General features: G+C 47.5%; 10 protein-coding genes. 9 read left to right on the forward strand and 1 reads right to left on the reverse strand.

Annotated features, from left to right (window positions below; genetic code table 11):
* Positions 1 to 32: 32 nt before the first annotated feature.
* Positions 33 to 1,097 carry a glutamyl aminopeptidase gene (pepA, locus tag O3644_RS07180; protein WP_371595373.1) on the reverse strand — a complete coding sequence of 355 codons (1,065 nt, stop codon included), beginning with the start codon at positions 1,095 to 1,097 and terminating at the stop codon, positions 33 to 35.
* 126 nt (positions 1,098 to 1,223) lie between these two features.
* On the opposite strand from pepA, the gene O3644_RS07185 reads away from it, so the two are divergent.
* From O3644_RS07185 to O3644_RS07225, 9 genes are all read left to right on the forward strand, one after another.
* Positions 1,224 to 1,508, forward strand: a complete 285-nt coding sequence (locus O3644_RS07185; protein WP_311163875.1) for a DUF4651 domain-containing protein — start codon at positions 1,224 to 1,226, stop codon at positions 1,506 to 1,508.
* Entirely contained in the window at positions 1,508 to 1,822 is a 315-nt protein-coding gene (locus O3644_RS07190) for a thioredoxin family protein (protein WP_313963275.1), read from the forward strand. Before O3644_RS07185 ends, O3644_RS07190 begins: the two co-directional genes overlap by 1 nt.
* A 29-nt stretch (positions 1,823 to 1,851) precedes the next feature.
* A complete protein-coding gene (gene ytpR / locus O3644_RS07195) occupies positions 1,852 to 2,478 on the forward strand; it encodes a YtpR family tRNA-binding protein (protein ID WP_371595374.1) in 627 nt (208 codons plus the stop codon).
* Between the two features lie 41 nt (positions 2,479 to 2,519).
* Positions 2,520 to 3,281 carry an SDR family NAD(P)-dependent oxidoreductase gene (locus O3644_RS07200; RefSeq protein WP_371595375.1) on the forward strand — a complete coding sequence of 254 codons (762 nt, stop codon included), beginning with the start codon at positions 2,520 to 2,522 and terminating at the stop codon, positions 3,279 to 3,281.
* A gap of 78 nt (positions 3,282 to 3,359) precedes the next feature.
* The gene (locus O3644_RS07205; protein ID WP_015604291.1) at positions 3,360 to 3,755 is read left to right on the forward strand and encodes a single-stranded DNA-binding protein; all 396 of its coding nucleotides are present in this window, start codon (positions 3,360 to 3,362) and stop codon (positions 3,753 to 3,755) included.
* Between the two features lie 294 nt (positions 3,756 to 4,049).
* Complete coding sequence (locus O3644_RS07210; RefSeq protein ID WP_167320505.1) at positions 4,050 to 4,190, forward strand: hypothetical protein; 141 nt, start codon at positions 4,050 to 4,052, stop codon at positions 4,188 to 4,190.
* A gap of 273 nt (positions 4,191 to 4,463) precedes the next feature.
* Positions 4,464 to 6,683 carry a bifunctional (p)ppGpp synthetase/guanosine-3',5'-bis(diphosphate) 3'-pyrophosphohydrolase gene (locus O3644_RS07215; protein ID WP_061423401.1) on the forward strand — a complete coding sequence of 740 codons (2,220 nt, stop codon included), beginning with the start codon at positions 4,464 to 4,466 and terminating at the stop codon, positions 6,681 to 6,683.
* A gap of 47 nt (positions 6,684 to 6,730) precedes the next feature.
* Positions 6,731 to 7,174: a D-aminoacyl-tRNA deacylase gene (gene dtd, locus O3644_RS07220; RefSeq protein WP_125383544.1), complete on the forward strand. Its 444-nt coding sequence runs from the start codon at positions 6,731 to 6,733 to the stop codon at positions 7,172 to 7,174.
* A gap of 358 nt (positions 7,175 to 7,532) precedes the next feature.
* Positions 7,533 to 16,658 (forward strand): SIALI-17 repeat-containing surface protein, encoded by a 9,126-nt coding sequence (locus O3644_RS07225; protein ID WP_371595376.1) that lies wholly within the window; start codon positions 7,533 to 7,535, stop codon positions 16,656 to 16,658.
* Positions 16,659 to 16,740 lie beyond the last annotated feature (82 nt).

Here is a 16,740-nt window from a genome sequence, read left to right on the forward strand (position 1 = left end):
AGCCCGAATGAAGAACGGGCTGCTTCTCGAAATCAGTAGTTGGTAATCGTGTCCACGGTTGAGCGATCCAGCTTTTTGACCAGCGCTTGCAGGAAGGCTTGGGCTTGCAGGAAATCGTCCATGGCATAGAGAGTTTGGTGGGAATGAATGTAGCGGGCGCAGACACCAATGGTGGTAGATGGTACGCCACCGCTTTGGAGATGGGCAGCACCAGCATCCGTTCCGCCCTTGCCGCAGTAGTATTGATACTTGATGCCAGCTTCCTCAGCAGTTGTCAAGAGGAAGTCCTTCATGGCTGGCAGCATGAGATGACCGGGATCAAAGAAGCGAATCAACGTTCCATCACCGATGGCACCTTGGCCGCCGTAGATGTCACCAGCTGGGGAGCAGTCCACAGCTAGGAAGACCTCAGGAGCAAATTTTGTCGTTGAAGCATGGGCACCACGCAGGCCAACCTCTTCTTGGACATTGGCACCGACATAGAGTTGGTTCCCTAGTTCTTGACCAGATAAGGCTTGGGCCAATTCGCTGACCATAAGGACGCCGTAGCGGTTGTCCCAGGCTTTAGAGATGACATTTTTACCGTTAGCTGTGAGAATGGCAGAGCTGTCTGGCACGATCGTGTCTCCTGGACGGATGCCGTAGCTTTCAGCTTCTGCCTTGTCCGCAAAGCCGCCGTCAAAGACAATGTCCGCAACCTGTGGCATAACTGGTCCGCCAGAACCGCGTGTCAGATGAGGAGGGACAGAGCCTGAGATGACAGGGATTTCTCGGCCTTCGCGGGTGAAGAGTTTGAAGCGTTGGCTGCTCACGACCAACGGATTCCAGCCGCCGATTTCCACTACACGGAAAGTCCCGTCGGGCTTGATCTCGCTGACCATGAAGCCAACCTCGTCCATGTGAGCCGCAACCAGAACGCGGGGAGCATTTTCAGCTTGAGAATGCCGAACCCCGAAGATACCGCCTAGGCCGTCAGTAACGACCTCATCAACGTGAGGAGTGATTTTTTCGCGCAGATAGCTGCGGACAGGTGCCTCGTGACCGGAGATTGCTGAGAGCTCAGTCACTTCCTTGATTTTTGAAAATAAATCAGACATAAGTTTACCTTCTTTCTGATTCTATTTTATCACTTTTTTAGAGGGAAGAACAGGATGAACTAAAAGAAGCTGAGAAATCTGTAATATTGTTTGTCGCCTCTGCGCTTTTGTGTTAAAATATTCTACATGAAAGCTAAAAAAATCATTTTAACGACAACCGCTCTTTTGGGAGCGGGAGCCGTGGCCTTTGGAGCTGCCAAGCTTGTGCAGGAGCAGAAAAGGCTGCGTAATAGAGAAGAAATTGTTCAGGTCGTGCGGGAATTTTTTGCCAGCCGAGGACCGATTGCAACGGTCTATGTAGCACTTTATGAATCAAGCGACAGCCGTACAGTTGGAGGGGTTGTCCTAGAAGACGACCGCCATTTCACCTTCGTCTATGAGAATGGTCAGCTGACCTACGAGGAAGAGTGATGATTCGGCCGCAAAGTATGGAGGAGCTGGCTTCTTATGTGGATCATAAGGGGAAGACTGTCTTCTTTTTCACAGCAGATTGGTGTGGAGATTGTCGCTTCATCAAGCCTTTTCTGCCAGAGATAGAAGCTGAAAATCCTGACTTTACCTTTGTCGAGGTGGATCGGGATCAGTATATGGCTGTGGCCCAAAAATGGGACGTTTACGGAATTCCTAGTCTGGTTGTCGTGGAAGATGGTCGAGAGATTGGTCGCTATGTCAATCGCGACCGCAAGACCAAGAGTCAAATCAATGATTTTTTAGCAAATTTGTAAGAAGATTTAAAGTATTTTTGGAGGAAGAAATGATTTTTACATACAACAAAGAGCATGTTGGAGATGTTCTGATGGTCATCGCTGCTGATGATCAGGGAGCTAAGTTGGCTGCTGAGCGCAAGGGAAATGTTGCGCGTGTTTACCGCGAAGATAATGGACTGACAGTGGCATGGAACATTTTTGAACTGTCAGACCTTTTTGAAATTGCAGAGCGCGGACAAGTTCAGCTGACGGATGAGCAGGTTGCGACTCTCAATCAAGAATTGACCAAAGAAGGCTTCCCAGCTGAGCTGGTTAACGACCGTGATCCTAAGTTTGTTGTGGGGGAAATCCTTGAGATGGTAGCCCACCCTGACAGTGACCACCTCAACATTTGTCAAGTGCAGGTGGCAGCCGATAAGACGGTTCAAATCGTGGCTGGTGCTCCAAATGCTCGTGTCGGCCTCAAGACAATCGTGGCCTTGCCTGGTGCTATGATGCCGAAGGGCAATCTCATCTTTCCAGGAGAACTCCGCGGCGAAAAGAGTTTTGGTATGATGTGCAGCCCACGGGAGCTCCAGTTGCCAAATGCGCCGCAAAAACGTGGGGTTATTGAATTATCAGAAGACCAAGTTGTCGGAACTCCATTTGACCCAGCCAAACACTGGACTGCCTAGGAAATTGTCAGTATTTGATAGACCAGATAGAGGGGGATAAGATGGCAAAAAATGTAGTGATTACAGGAGCGACATCTGGAATCGGTGAAGCCATTGCGCGAGCTTATCTGGAGCAGGGGGAGAATGTCGTTCTAACAGGGCGACGGACAGACAGACTGGAAGCCCTCAAATCAGAGTTTGCAGTAACCTATCCAAATCAAACAGTTTGGACTTTTCCACTTGATGTCACGGATATGGCTATGGTCAAGACTGTCTGCTCCGATATTTTGGAAACGATAAGGCAGATTGATATTTTGGTCAATAACGCTGGACTAGCTCTTGGCTTGGCTCCCTATCAAGACTATGAAGAATTGGATATGCTGACCATGTTGGATACCAATGTCAAAGGTTTGATGGCAGTCACTCGCTGTTTCTTGCCTTCTATGGTAGCAGCCAATCAAGGTCATATTATCAACATGGGATCAACCGCAGGAATCTATGCCTATGCAGGTGCAGCTGTCTATTCAGCCACCAAGGCAGCAGTTAAGACTTTTTCAGATGGACTGCGAATTGATACCATCGCAACGGACATCAAGGTGACAACTATTCAGCCTGGAATTGTCGAAACAGATTTTTCTAGAGTACGTTTCCACGGTGATAAAGAGAGGGCGGCGACGGTCTATCAGGGAATTGAGGCCTTGCAAGCTCAGGATATCGCAGACACGGTTGTTTATGTGACCAGTCAGCCCCGTCGTGTTCAGATTACAGATATGAGCATTATGGCCAATCAACAGGCGACAGGTTTCATGGTTCATAAAAAGTAAAAAATTTCTGAGAAAAGTTACAAATTTCTGTAACTTTTTTTTGATTCCCTGCGAATAGATAAGTAGGAGGAAGAAAATATGTATAATAAAGTCATCATCATTGGCCGGTTGACGGCTACACCAGAGCTACACAAGACAGCAAATGATAAGTCGGTCGCGCGTGCGACAGTGGCGGTGAATCGCCGGTACAAGAGCCAAAACGGAGAGCGTGAAGCGGATTTTATTAACCTTGTTGTCTGGGGGCGCTTGGCTGAAACCTTGGCAAGTTATGCTAGTAAGGGGAGTTTGATTTCTCTGGATGGAGAATTGCGGAGTCGCCGCTATGAAAAGGATGGAACCACTCATTATGTGACAGAAGTTCTTTGCAGTGGTTTTCAGCTTTTAGAGAGCCGAGCCCAGAGAGCTCTCCGTGAAAATAATACTGGAGCAGACCTAGCAGATTTGGTGCTGGAAGAGGAGGAACTCCCTTTTTAAAAGTGGTTTTCTGGTCTCGAGTGTTCATGACAAAAGAGAAGAAAGTTAGGAAAGTGCTCCTAGCTTTTTTTGATTAAAGGGCAGGTGGAGAAATAGACAACTGACGCAGGTCATTTGCTTCATCAGGCCTGAAAAAAGTATTTTTATAAAGGGATTTTTATTGTTTTCCTATCTTAAATTTGGTATAATAAAGGTGAATCCATAGGCAGGCTAGAAAGGAAAAAATCGGAAACGAAACAGCCGCTGATGGTCGCTTTGCACATTGCAGTTTGAAATAAGGAGAGGAGGTTTATCATGTCTTTGTCTACCTTATTTGAAGTATCAATAGCTATTTTGGGTGTGGCCTCTGCTGGTTACCTCATCTATGCCTATTATGAGTTTCTAAAAGATATAGCTCATATGGAGAAAGTACATCATTTTCATCACGGAGGTTGAGACAAAAGTGTCTCGACCTCGCTTTTTATTAGAAAGAGATCCTTGAGGTTGCAGCTGCTTGCTCAATAGCCATGGATTATCGAGCAACCTCGTGGGGCTGGAACTGTTTATAACTCTAGGAAAGTTTTTAAATCTTAGCTCGGAAACAAGGTTGACAAGCTAAAACTTTGAAAACGCAGTTCTATTCTGCCACCTTACTTTTATTCTAGTCCTCTTGGTTTTCATATTGATTTAAAAATGTTAAAATAGTAGGCAAGAAAGCGGAGAGAATGCATGCCAAAAGAAGAAAATTTAACGGGGAATCAGGTTGTAGCCCTAACCAAAAAATATTTAGCTGCAGAGGATGTGGCTTTTGTTCAAAAAGCGTTGATCTATGCGATGGAATGCCATAGCGGGCAAACTCGTCAGTCGGGAGAGCCCTATATCGTCCATCCGATTCAGGTGGCGGGAATTTTAGCCAAGCTCAAGTTGGATGCTGTTTCAGTAGCCTGTGGTTTTTTGCATGATGTCGTAGAGGATACGGCGGCGACCTTGGACGATCTGGAGCGGGAATTCGGCCATGATGTGCGTGTGATTGTGGATGGTGTGACCAAGCTTGGGAAAGTCAAATACAAGTCTCACGAAGAACAGTTGGCGGAAAATCACCGCAAGATGCTCATGGCCATGTCTGAAGACCTTCGAGTGATCTTGGTCAAGTTGGCTGACCGTCTGCATAATATGCGTACTCTGAATCATTTACGGCCAGACAAGCAGGAGCGAATCTCGCAGGAAACGATGGAAATCTATGCTCCTCTGGCCCATCGTTTGGGGATTTCCAGTGTCAAATGGGAATTGGAAGACTTATCTTTCCGTTATCTCAATCCGACGGAGTTTTATAAAATTTCCCACATGATGAAGGAGAAGCGCCGAGAGCGGGAAGCTCTGGTAGAGGAAGTTGTCCACAAGATTGAAACCTACGCAGGTGAGCGCAATCTGCATGGGAAGATTTATGGTCGTCCCAAGCATATTTACTCCATCTACCGCAAAATGCAGGACAAGAAGAAGCGGTTTGATGAGATCTATGATCTGATTGCTATTCGTTGCATTTTGAGCACCCATAGTGATGTTTATGCCATGCTGGGCTATATCCATGAGCTTTGGAAACCCATGCCGGGGCGTTTCAAGGATTATATTGCTAATCGCAAGGCCAACGGTTACCAGTCTATCCATACGACCGTTTATGGTCCTAAAGGTCCGATTGAGTTCCAGATTCGAACCAAGGAAATGCACGAAGTCGCAGAATACGGGGTCGCTGCTCACTGGGCCTATAAAAAAGGAATTAAGGGTCAGGTTGACGGCAAGGAATCTGCCATCGGGATGAATTGGATCAAGGAATTGATGGAATTGCAGAATCAGTCTGGTGATGCTAAGGAATTTGTTGATTCGGTTAAGGAAAGCTACCTGGCTGAGGAAATCTATGTCTTCACACCGGATGGAGCAGTACGTTCTTTGCCTAAGGACTCAGGACCCATTGATTTTGCCTATGAGATCCATACTAAGGTTGGGGAGAAGGCGACAGGAGCCAAGGTTAATGGCCGCATGGTGCCGCTCAATACCAAGCTGAAGACTGGGGATCAGGTGGAAATCATCACCAATGCCAATTCCTTTGGACCTAGTCGTGACTGGCTTAATCTTGTCAAGACCAGCAAGGCCAGAAATAAAATCCGTCAGTTCTTTAAAAATCAAGACAAGGAGCTGTCTATTTCTAAAGGACGGGAGCTCTTGCAGGCTCAATTTCAGGAGAATGGTTATGTAGCCAATAAGTACATGGACAAGAAGCACATGGAAGATGTGCTGCAAAAGACCAGCTATAAGACCGAAGAAGCGCTTTTTGCGGCAATTGGTTTCGGTGAGATCGGTGCCATTAGTATTTTCAACCGCTTGACGGAAAAAGAGCGCCGTGAGGAAGAGCGGGCCAAGGCCAAAGCAGAGGCGGAGGAATTGGTCAAGGGTGGTGAAGTTAAGGTTGAAAATAAAAAAGACACCCTTAAGGTCAAGCACGAAGGCGGTGTGGTCATTCAGGGAGCGTCTGGTCTCCTCATTCGGATTGCTAAGTGCTGTAATCCTGTGCCTGGTGACGACATTGTGGGTTACATTACCAAAGGACGCGGCGTGGCCATCCACCGGCAAGACTGTATGAATCTCAAGGCTCAGGAAAATTATGAGCAACGCTTGCTTGATGTGGAATGGGAAGAAAATAATTCGACTAAAGAGTACACGGCTCACATTGATATTTATGGTCTCAATCGGTCTGGCCTCCTTAACGATGTGTTGCAGGTGCTGTCCAATACCACCAAAAATATCTCAACGGTTAATGCCCAGCCAACTAAGGATATGAAATTTGCTAATATCCATGTTTCTTTTGGCATTGCTAATCTGTCCATGCTGACGACGGTGGTGGATAAGATTAAGAGTGTGCCAGAGGTGTATTCGGTCAAACGAACCAATGGCTAAGTGCGATCCTGTCAGAGTAGATAGTAGTCAGAAATAAAGGAAAAGATATGAAAATTGTCATTCAGCGTGTCAAACGTGCTCAGGTTAGTATTGACCAGCAGCTGCATAGCAGCATTGAACAAGGTCTCCTGCTCTTGGTAGGTGTCGGGCCTGATGATAGTCAGGAAGATATGGACTACGCGGTCAGGAAGATTGTCAATATGCGGATTTTTTCCGATGCTGAGGATAAGATGAATCTTTCTGTTCAGGATATCGGAGGGGAGATTCTTTCCATTTCCCAATTCACCCTCCATGCAGATACCAAAAAGGGAAATCGGCCAGCCTTTACAGGTGCAGCCAAGCCGGATATGGCTAGTTCCTTTTATGACAAGTTTAACCAGCTGTTAGCTAAGCAAGTGCCAGTCAAGACGGGCGTGTTCGGAGCAGATATGCAGGTGGAATTGGTAAATGATGGCCCAGTGACCATTCTGCTTGACACTAAAAATCGGTGAAGGAATTGTGTTTTCTTAACTCGAGTGGTTCGAGGTAAAGCTTTTGCAGGCTTTTTGTCAACTATGGTGAGGCCGGATTATCTACTATCTGGAGAGGACCAGCTGGGTTCTCTCCTTTTTGTTATGGAGAGCGACGTGAATTCCAGTTTTAAAATTGATAAAGCTTCAAGGAAAAAAAACGTTTGCTTGATGTCCTTGATGGAGTTGTTGCTTGCTTCAATTTTGAATTGGAATGTAGGAATTTTCTCTCCCTATCGACCGCTGAAAGAAAAGTATTTTATCAGGCTAAGGGATTGCAATTTTGAGTAAAATCCAGTAAAATTTTTATTAGTTTATTATATGAAGAAAAGGGAATTTTATGAAAAAAAGAGTCACTGGTGACATATACCAGCGCTATTCTTTTAGAAAGCTGTCTGTAGGTCTAGTTTCCGCTACTATCGGAAGCTTCTTTTTGTGTACGACAATGGGAGGAGCTGTCAGCTCTGTTGAGGCAGCAGAAGTGTCTGCCAATCATTCTACCCTTGTTCAGTATCACTATGTAGTGGAGAGCGATCTGACTGAGGCTGAAAAAGCTGCTATTGTAAAGGAACTACCCAAATTTGCGGAGGAAAATTCGGACGCTTATTATTTGGTTTACCGTCCGACAAGTCAGGAAAGCTTGTCAGGGAAGCTCCCTAAGACAGGGGAGTCAGGTTTCTTGGGAGCGGCTTTTGCGGCTACAGGACTGGCTTTGGTTGTTTTAGTGCTGGCGCGAGGGAAAAATGGCAAGAGATACCTGTCCTCTATTTTGCTTGTGACAGGCTTGGGTTCTGTGCTTTTGCCAGCTTCTGTTTTGGCAATCAGCAGTACGGATTTGGCCGCCTATAATCAAAGTCTGACTTTGGCCGTTGGCGATCAGTTGCCAGAACCATTGAAAATTGCTGGCTACCAGTATATTGGTTACCTTAAAAAAGAAGCGCAGCATCAACTAGCTCAAAGAGGAAACTCTCAGCTGCCAGCCCTTCAAAAGGAAGCCTCAGCTAGTCAGCCTGATCAGGAGTTGAAAGAGTTAGCAAGTCGCCCTAAGCATACTGAAGTTCCGAAAGAGCCCCTGCTAGCTGAAGGAGCCTATCTTTCCGAGAAGGAAAGGGAGGAAATTGCTGCTAAAGAAGGACAGTTTGCTCGTCAAACGCCAGTTCATGAGCGACCAGAGCTGCAATTTACAAGTCAAGCAAGGACCCAGACCCAAGAAATTCCCTATAAAACGGAATATCAGTATTCAGATGACTTAGCCGAAGGACAATCCCGAGTGATTCGCGCGGGCATTCCAGGGACTCGCAAGATCGTAACACGCCACTATAGTGTTGAGGGAAAAGTCGTAGAGAGCAAGCAGATTTCCGATCAAGTAACCACTGAGCCTGTTTCAGAAGTTGTTTTAGTCGGGACTGCAGCAAACAAGGCAGTTCCTAAAGAGGCTCCAATCCATGAAGTTCCAGAGCTCACTAATTATGGCACCGTTCCCAATTCTGCTCCCGTGCACGAGGTACCCGAGTTAACTGACTATGGCACGGTCCCAGATACTGCTCCCGTACATGAGAAACCCGAGCTCACTAGTTATGGCATCGTTCCAGATAGTGCTCCTGTACACGAAGTTCCCGAGATGGCTACCTATGGTACAGTTCCCACTACTGCCCCCGTGCATGAAGTCCCCGAGTTGTCTGGCTATGGCACGATTCCGGATAGCGCTCCCGTGCATGAAGTTCCTGAGTTCACTAATTATGGCACGGTTCCCGATACAGCTCCTGTGCAAGAGGTTCCCGAGCTTACTAGTTATGGCACAGTCCCTGCTAGCGCCCCCGTGCATGAAGTCCCCGAGTTAACTGACTATGGCACGGTTCCCGCTAGTGCTCCAGTCCATGAGAAACCTGAGCTCACTAATTATGGCACCGTTCCTGATACTGCTCCTGTACACGAAGTTCCCGAGTTAACTGGCTATGGCACCGTTCCCGACACTGCTCCCGTGCACGAGGTTCCTGAATTAACTGATTATGGTACAGTTCCAGATAGCGCTCCCGTTCATGAAGTTCCTGAGTTAACTGGTTATGGCACCGTTCCCGATACTGCTCCAGTCCATGAGAAACCCGAGTTAACTGGCTATGGCACCGTTCCGAATAGCGCTCCCGTGTATGAGAAGTCTGAGTTAACTAGCTATGGCGTTGTTCCAGCTACCGCTCCAGTTCACGAGGTTCCCGAGCTCACTAGTTATGGTACGGTCCCTGACAGTGCTCCTGTACACGAGGTCCCTGAGTTAACTGGCTATGGCACAGTCCCAGATAGCGCTCCGGTTCATGAGGTCCCCGAGTTGCCTGGCTATGGCACCGTTCCTGCTAGCGCTCCCTTGCACGAGAAACCTGAGCTCACTGATTATGGCACGGTCCCCGATACCGCTCCTGTGCACGAGGTTCCCGAGCTTACTAGTTATGGCACCGTCCCTGCTAGCGCCCCGGTTCATGAGCTTCCCGAGTTGCCTGGTTATGGTACGGTTCCCGCTAGTGCCCCCGTGCACGAGAAGCCTGAGTTCACTGGTTATGGTACGGTATCCGATACCGCTCCTGTGCACGAGAAGCCCGAGTTAACTAGCTATGGCACCGTTCCCGATACTGCTCCCGTGCATGAAGTCCCTGAGTTCACTGCGTATGGTGCGGTCCCTGATACCGCTCCTGTCCACGAGGTTCCCGAGTTGTCTGGCTATGGCACCGTTCCCGATACTGCTCCCTTGCACGAGAAACCAGAATTAACTGATTATGGTACAGTTCCCGTTAGTGCCCCCGTGCACGAAGTCCCCGAGTTAACTGACTATGGTACAGCACCTGCTAGCGCTCCCGTGCACGAGAAACCCGAGTTAACTGATTATGGCACAGTCCCTGATACCGCTCCAGTCCATGAAATTCCTGAGTTAGAGTTGGTTGCAAAGGATGAAACTCGTGTGGAGAAGATTGCTTTTAACATTGAGGAACAGTATACTGATGAGTTACCTCAGGACGCTCGTCAAATCGTCACGCCAGGTGTTCAGGGTGAACGTACGATCAAGACTCGTATCTATAGTTCCAACGGACAAGAGATTGCCCGTCAAGAGCTGTCCAACGAGGAAACTCTAGCTCCAGTCACGCAGCTTGTCAAAATCGGCACGGCCAAGCCACATATGGTACCGAGCACTGCTCCGCAAGAATCTGCCCTTCCAGAGTATCCGCTGATTTATAAGGATGAAACGCGAGTAGAGAAAATTGACTTTACCACACGTGAAGAAGAAACAGATGAACTTGTCCAAGGCGCTCGCCAAATCGTCACTCCAGGTGTGCAGGGCAAACGTACCATCAAGACTAGAGTTTATACTTCTAATGGTCAGGAAATTTCCCGCCAAGAATTGTCCAACGAGGAGACGCTAGCCCCCGTCACGCAGGTTGTCAAAATTGGCACAGCCAAGCCACACATGGTACCGAGCACCGCTCCGCAAGAGTCTGCTTTACCAGAATATCCGCTGACCTATAAGGATGAAACGCGAGTAGAGAAAATCGATTTCACTACGCGAGAAGAAGAAACAGATGAACTTGTCCAAAGCGCTCGTCAAATCGTCACTCCAGGAGTGCAGGGCGAACGTACCATCAAGACTCGTATCTATACTTCCAACGGACAAGAGATTGCCCGTCAAGAGCTGTCCAATGAGGAAACTCTAGCCCCAGTTCCGCAAGTTGTCAAAATTGGCACTGCCAATCCATACATGGTACCGAGCACTGCGCCGCAAGAGCCCGCTTTACCAGAATATCCGCTGACTTATAAAGATGAAACGCGAGTAGAGAAAATTGACTTTACCACACGTGAAGAAGAAACAGATGAGCTTGTACAAGGTGCCCGCCACATCGTCATTCCAGGTGTTCATGGCGAACGTACCATCGAGACTCGAGTTTATACTTCCAATGGTCAAGAACTTGCCCGCCAAGAGTTGTCCAACGAAGAAACGCTAGCTCCAGTCACACAAGTTGTCAAAATTGGCACAGCCAAGCCACATATGGTACCTAGTACTGCGCCGCAAGCATCTGCCCTACCAGAGTACCCGCTGACTTATAAGGATGAAACGCGAGTAGAGAAAATCGACTTCACCACGCGAGAGGAAGAAACGGATGAACTTGTCCAAGGCGCTCGTCACATCGTCACTCCAGGTGTTCAGGGCGAACGGACCATCAAGACTCGTATCTATAGTTCCAACGGTCAGGAAATTGATCGTCAAGAATTGTTCAATGAGGAGACGCTAGCCCCAGTTACGCAAGTTGTCAAAGTTGGCACCGCCAAGCCACATATGGTACCGAGCACTGCTCCGCAAACATCTGCCCTTCCAGAATATCCGCTAACTTATAGGGATGAAACGCGAGTAGAGAAAATTGACTTTATCACACGTGAAGAAGAAACAGATGAGCTTGTACAAGGTGCCCGCCACATCGTCATTCCAGGTGTTCAGGGTGAACGTACGATCAAGACTCGAGTTTATACTTCCAATGGTCAAGAACTTGCCCGCCAAGAATTGTCCAACGAGGAAACTTTAGCTCCAGTCACACAAGTTGTCAAAGTCGGCACGGCCAAGCCACATATGGTACCGAGCACTGCGCCGCAAGAGCCCGCTTTACCAGAATATCCGCTGACTTATAAGGATGAAACGCGAGTAGAGAAAATCGATTTTACCACACGTGAAGAAGAGACGGATGAGCTTGTACAAGGTGCCCGCCACATCGTCACTCCAGGAGTGCAGGGCGAACGTACCATCAAGACTAGAGTTTATACTTCTAACGGCCAAGAACTTTCCCGTCAAGAGCTGTCCAATGAGGAAACGCGGGCAGCAGTTGCTCAGCTTGTCAAAGTCGGCACAATAAAACCGCACATGGTACCAAGTGATGCCCCGCAAGTGGAAGCCTTGAGAGAGTTCGATCTGATTTCGCTTCACAATCTACTGACAGAAGCAGAGAAAATCAAGGCTCAGGCTCGCTATTTCAATGATAGTCAAAGTCACCAAGCAGCCTATGATACCGCTTTGGCGGCAGGCCATGCGCTTCTCAATCAGTCACAAGCCGGCCAAGCGGAAGTCAACCAGCTGGTGGACCAAATCAATCAAGCCAAGGCTCAGTTACAGGGTCTTGAAGTGGACAAAGCGCGTTTGCGGAATGAACATGATTTGGGCAGAACTGTGCAGACGACAGTCCAATATAAGAATGCGGATGCAGATAAGAAAGCAGCCTATACGAACGAATTGACCAAGGCAGAAGGAATTCTGAATGATCAAACTGCCACACAAGTGCAGGTCAATCAAGCCTTTGCCAGCCTGACAGCAAGCAGGACGGCTCTAAATGGTGTGCCTAAGGTCAAGCCGACAGTTTCGATCTTAAGTCTGACAGAAAATCCAGAGGACAAGTCGGTCACGGTTCAATATAGCTTGGAAGACAAGACAAAATCCTTGCGCTCAGCGACAGCTGAATTGTACAAGGGAGACCAGCTTGTCCACTCGCTTCCGATTGACAATGTGGCAGGAAGTCTGAAGATTGATGACTTGGACTACTACACAGGCTATACGCTGAAAACCAAGCTGACTTATGAGCTGGATACGGGCAGCATGACTGACCTTGAAAAAGATAGCCGCAACTTTGAGTTGCAATACAAGAAGATTTCCTTCCGTGATATTGATTCGGCTGAGTTTTACAGAAAAGAAAAGGACCAGTTCAAGCGTGTCGTTTCCATGACTGCTATACCTACGGACCTGTCTACCTACTTTGTCAAAGTCAAATCGAGTGAATCCAAGGACATGCTCCTGCCGGTTCATAGCATGGCAGAAGGCCAGAAGGATGGCAAGGCTGTCTACAAGGTTAGGGTCTCTCTGCCTGAGCTGGTGCAAGAGGGTGACACAGGCTACAAGTCTGGTTATGACTTTTATATCAGCAGGGCAGTGCCTAGTCAGCAAAATGTCTACACGAGCTTTGCTGGTTTGGTAGACGCCATGAAGAAAAATATGGCTGGCAACTTTGTTCTAGGAGCTGATTTGGATGCGAGCGAGGTCAGTCTGGCCCCTACTGATTATGTCTATCTCCGAGGAAACTTCACAGGCAGTCTGACTGGTAGTCACAATGGCAAGCAGTATGCGATTTATAATCTAGCCAAGCCTTTGTTTGAAAACCTCAAGAGCGGTTCCTCTATTTCTAATTTGGACCTGAAAGAGGTCAATATTGTCGGGACCTATGACTCTGCTGCTTTGGCCCGTAGTGCAGATAATGCGCAAATCACGGATGTTTCTGCCCAAGGTAGAGTGTCGGTAGTGGGCAATGCTTCCCAGGTAGCTGGTTTGGTCGTTGTTGCAAGCAATAGCCAAATCACCAATAGCTCCTTTACAGGAACTATCCAAGCCAATGACAAGCAGTACAAGGCCTATAATGTCGGCGGTTTGGTTGCCAACCTCAAGGGAGGAAATTCCTTGCTGAGTCAGAGCAGGGCAGATGTGACCATTCTGGCAGGTGCTCGAACAAACGAACAGCGCTTTGGCGGTCTGGTCGGTCGCTTGGAAGACAATGCCCGTATCAGCCGTTCTTATGTGACTGGAAAGATCCAAAATTCTACGAAGAACGGTCAAATCGGTGGAGTAGTCGGCTCCAATTACTTCAATGGCTTGATTGATAATGTTATCAGCAATGTCAGCGGTACAAATGTTTACAGCATTTCTGGCGACCAAGACTACAAGAATGATCGCATTAAAGAAGCCTATGCGGTTGAAGGAAACGAAACTCTAGGCAATGATCAGTTTGTCACGTCTACTCTAAGCTTGGACGAGGCTGAGGAGAAACTGGCTAGCCTAGACATCACGACCACGCTAGAGGACAGCAATCTCAATCTCCATACGGTTGACTATAGCAAGGAAAAGAATGCTCGTGCAGACCGTCTGATAGCCTATGCCAATATGGAAAAACTCCTTCCATTCTACAATAAGGAGACCATCGTTGCTTATGGAAATAAACTTCCAGATAATCACAAGCTTACTAGAGAGTATTTGCTGGATGTGGTTCCGATGAAGGGTGATCAGATGATCACCGATATCCATAGCAACAAGACTGCGATTAACCGCCTAATGCTGCACTTTGAGGATAAGACGGTTGACTATCTAAATCTGACCTATAAAGGAGACTTCAAACATCAAGCTATCGCAGAATACACTGTAAACGGCTTAGACCTCCTTTATACACCAGAAGCCTTCCTATCAGACTATAGCAGAGTTCTCAATCAAGTGCTGCCAGAGTTGAGCAAGGTTGTCCTTGACTCACCAGCCATGCGAACTGTTTTAGGCGTGAATGCGGATGCTTCTCTGGATGAGCTCTATCTGGACACAGCCTTTGAGCAAGTCAAGACCAAGTTGGCAGAAGAGTTACGCAAAGTTCTAGCTATGGACAAGTCCATCAATACTGAAGGCGATGTCGTGGCTGACTATGTAGCTCAGAAGATTACAGCCAATAAGGAAGCCTTCCTGCTTGGTCTGACCTATCTCAACCGTTGGTATAATATCAACTATGACAAGACCAATGTCAAGGATTTGTCGGCTTATAAGTTTGATTTCTTTGGCAATCATAGGACTTCGACGCTAGACACCATCATTGCACTCGGTCAGTCTGGTTTTGAAAATCTCAAGGCTAAGAACAATCATCTGGCTTACGATAACTCGCTCTCTGAAGCGACTGGTAAGCGCGGCCTCTTTAACTATCTGGAAAGCTATCGCCAGCTCTTCCTTCCAGACAAGACCAATAACGAATGGCTCAAGAATAATACAAAAGCCTATATCGTTGAGGCCAAGTCGGATGTGGCAGAAGCTAGACAGCTTCAGGATGCAGCCGAGGGCAAGAGTAAGTATTCTGTTGGCGTTTATGACAAGATTACTGCTGATAATTGGGAACATAAGGGCATGCTCCTGCCACTCTTGACCATGACTGAGAAGGGTGTCTATGTCATCTCCAATATGTCCACCGTCTCCATGGGAGCTTATGATCGCTATCGCCTTGATGCCAATAACAGGGTGCGAACAGATGCAGAGCTAGCTGAATATGTCGAAGACCGAGTTAGAAAGTCAGCTGAATGGCAGCGTGATCACTATGACTTCTGGTATAAGATCCTAAGCCCTGAAAGCAAGGACAAGCTCTTCCGTTCTGTTCTGGTTTACGATGGATTCTCATTGGTTGACAAGGATGGTAAAAGATATTGGGCTCCAGCTAATGACAAGAAATCACTAGCTATGCAGGAATTCTTTGGACCAGCCGGCAAGTGGTATCCAAGCAAGGGATACAATGCCTATGCTACGGGCAGTGTCACCCACTTTGATGCTGCTCGCTTGTTAGAAGACTATGGGAACTCTGTCTACACGCATGAGATGACCCATAACTCCGACGGTTCTATCTACTTTGAAGGCAATGGCCGCCGTGAAGGACTGGGGGCTGAGCTCTATGCGCGTGGTCTCTTGCAGTCTACACCAAGTCCAAATGAACCAACCATTACCCTCAATACCCTCTTCAAGACGGACAAGGACTCTAAGACACGGGTGCATACCTACAACTTCAAGGAACGTGTCCAAAATGCGGCAGATTTGCAGCACTATGTCCATGGCATGTTTGACATGATTTACACGTTGGATTACTTAGAAGGGACTTCGATGGTCAAGCAGAGCGATGCAGCCAAGCTCCAGTGGTTCAGAAAGATGGAGAATTACTATATTACGGATAAATATGGTAAGCAGACCCATGCTGGTAACCAGACGCGCAGCTTTACTGCTGAGGAAATCAAGCAACTAACCAGCTTTGAATCTCTGATTGACAATGATGTCATCACCCGTCGAGAGAATAAGGATAGCGGACAGTATCCGCGTAATGGCTACCTCAGTCTCAGCCTCTTCTCGCCAATCTACTCAGCCTTGAGCAATCCAAATGGGGCGCCGGGAGACGTTATGTTCCGCCGCACAGCCTATGAGTTACTGGCAGCCAAGGGCTACCATGAAGGTTTTGTCCCTTATGTTTCAGGGAAATTCTCCGAAGAGGCTGCTGCAGAAGGCAAGACAACTTGGGATGGCTGGCTCAGGAGAGATGTTGGTCTCGTGACTGACCAGAAAGTCTTGGAAAATGTATTCAAGGGTGAGTATGCTTCATGGGCGGCCTTTAAGAAGGCCATGTACCAAGAGCGGATTGACCAGCTAACCAAGCTCAAACCAATCACCATCGAGTACGAACTCAGAAATCCTAACAGTACCAAGCAAGTAACCATTCGCTCGTATGCAGAGATGCAGAAGCTGATGGATGAAGCAGTCGCAGAGGATGTGCGCAACATTACCAATGCGACAAATCGTGTTGAAGCTAGCTGGGTCAACCTGCTCAAGAAGAAGATTTACAATGCCTATCTTCGTGAGACAGACGACTTCAGACAGTCAATCTTTAACAAATAAGCCTCAACTCACTTGACGAAAATAGTAAAAAGCTCATGAACCAGCTGAAAAACTGGCTTCATGAGCTTTTTATCTGTTGAAA

Origin of the sequence: Streptococcus sp. 27098_8_113 (genome assembly GCF_041432545.1) — a bacterium.
Classification (GTDB): domain Bacteria; phylum Bacillota; class Bacilli; order Lactobacillales; family Streptococcaceae; genus Streptococcus.

Bases quoted from the DNA above. Each gene is read 5' to 3' on its own strand.
- pepA (WP_371595373.1), bottom strand. From the start codon at position 1,097: ATGTCTGATTTATTTTCAAAAATCAAGGAAGTGACTGAGCTCTCAGCA.
- O3644_RS07185 (WP_311163875.1), top strand. From the start codon at position 1,224: ATGAAAGCTAAAAAAATCATTTTAACGACAACCGCTCTTTTGGGAGCG.
- O3644_RS07190 (WP_313963275.1), top strand. From the start codon at position 1,508: ATGATTCGGCCGCAAAGTATGGAGGAGCTGGCTTCTTATGTGGATCAT.
- ytpR (WP_371595374.1), top strand. From the start codon at position 1,852: ATGATTTTTACATACAACAAAGAGCATGTTGGAGATGTTCTGATGGTC.
- O3644_RS07200 (WP_371595375.1), top strand. From the start codon at position 2,520: ATGGCAAAAAATGTAGTGATTACAGGAGCGACATCTGGAATCGGTGAA.
- O3644_RS07205 (WP_015604291.1), top strand. From the start codon at position 3,360: ATGTATAATAAAGTCATCATCATTGGCCGGTTGACGGCTACACCAGAG.
- O3644_RS07210 (WP_167320505.1), top strand. From the start codon at position 4,050: ATGTCTTTGTCTACCTTATTTGAAGTATCAATAGCTATTTTGGGTGTG.
- O3644_RS07215 (WP_061423401.1), top strand. From the start codon at position 4,464: ATGCCAAAAGAAGAAAATTTAACGGGGAATCAGGTTGTAGCCCTAACC.
- dtd (WP_125383544.1), top strand. From the start codon at position 6,731: ATGAAAATTGTCATTCAGCGTGTCAAACGTGCTCAGGTTAGTATTGAC.
- O3644_RS07225 (WP_371595376.1), top strand. From the start codon at position 7,533: ATGAAAAAAAGAGTCACTGGTGACATATACCAGCGCTATTCTTTTAGA.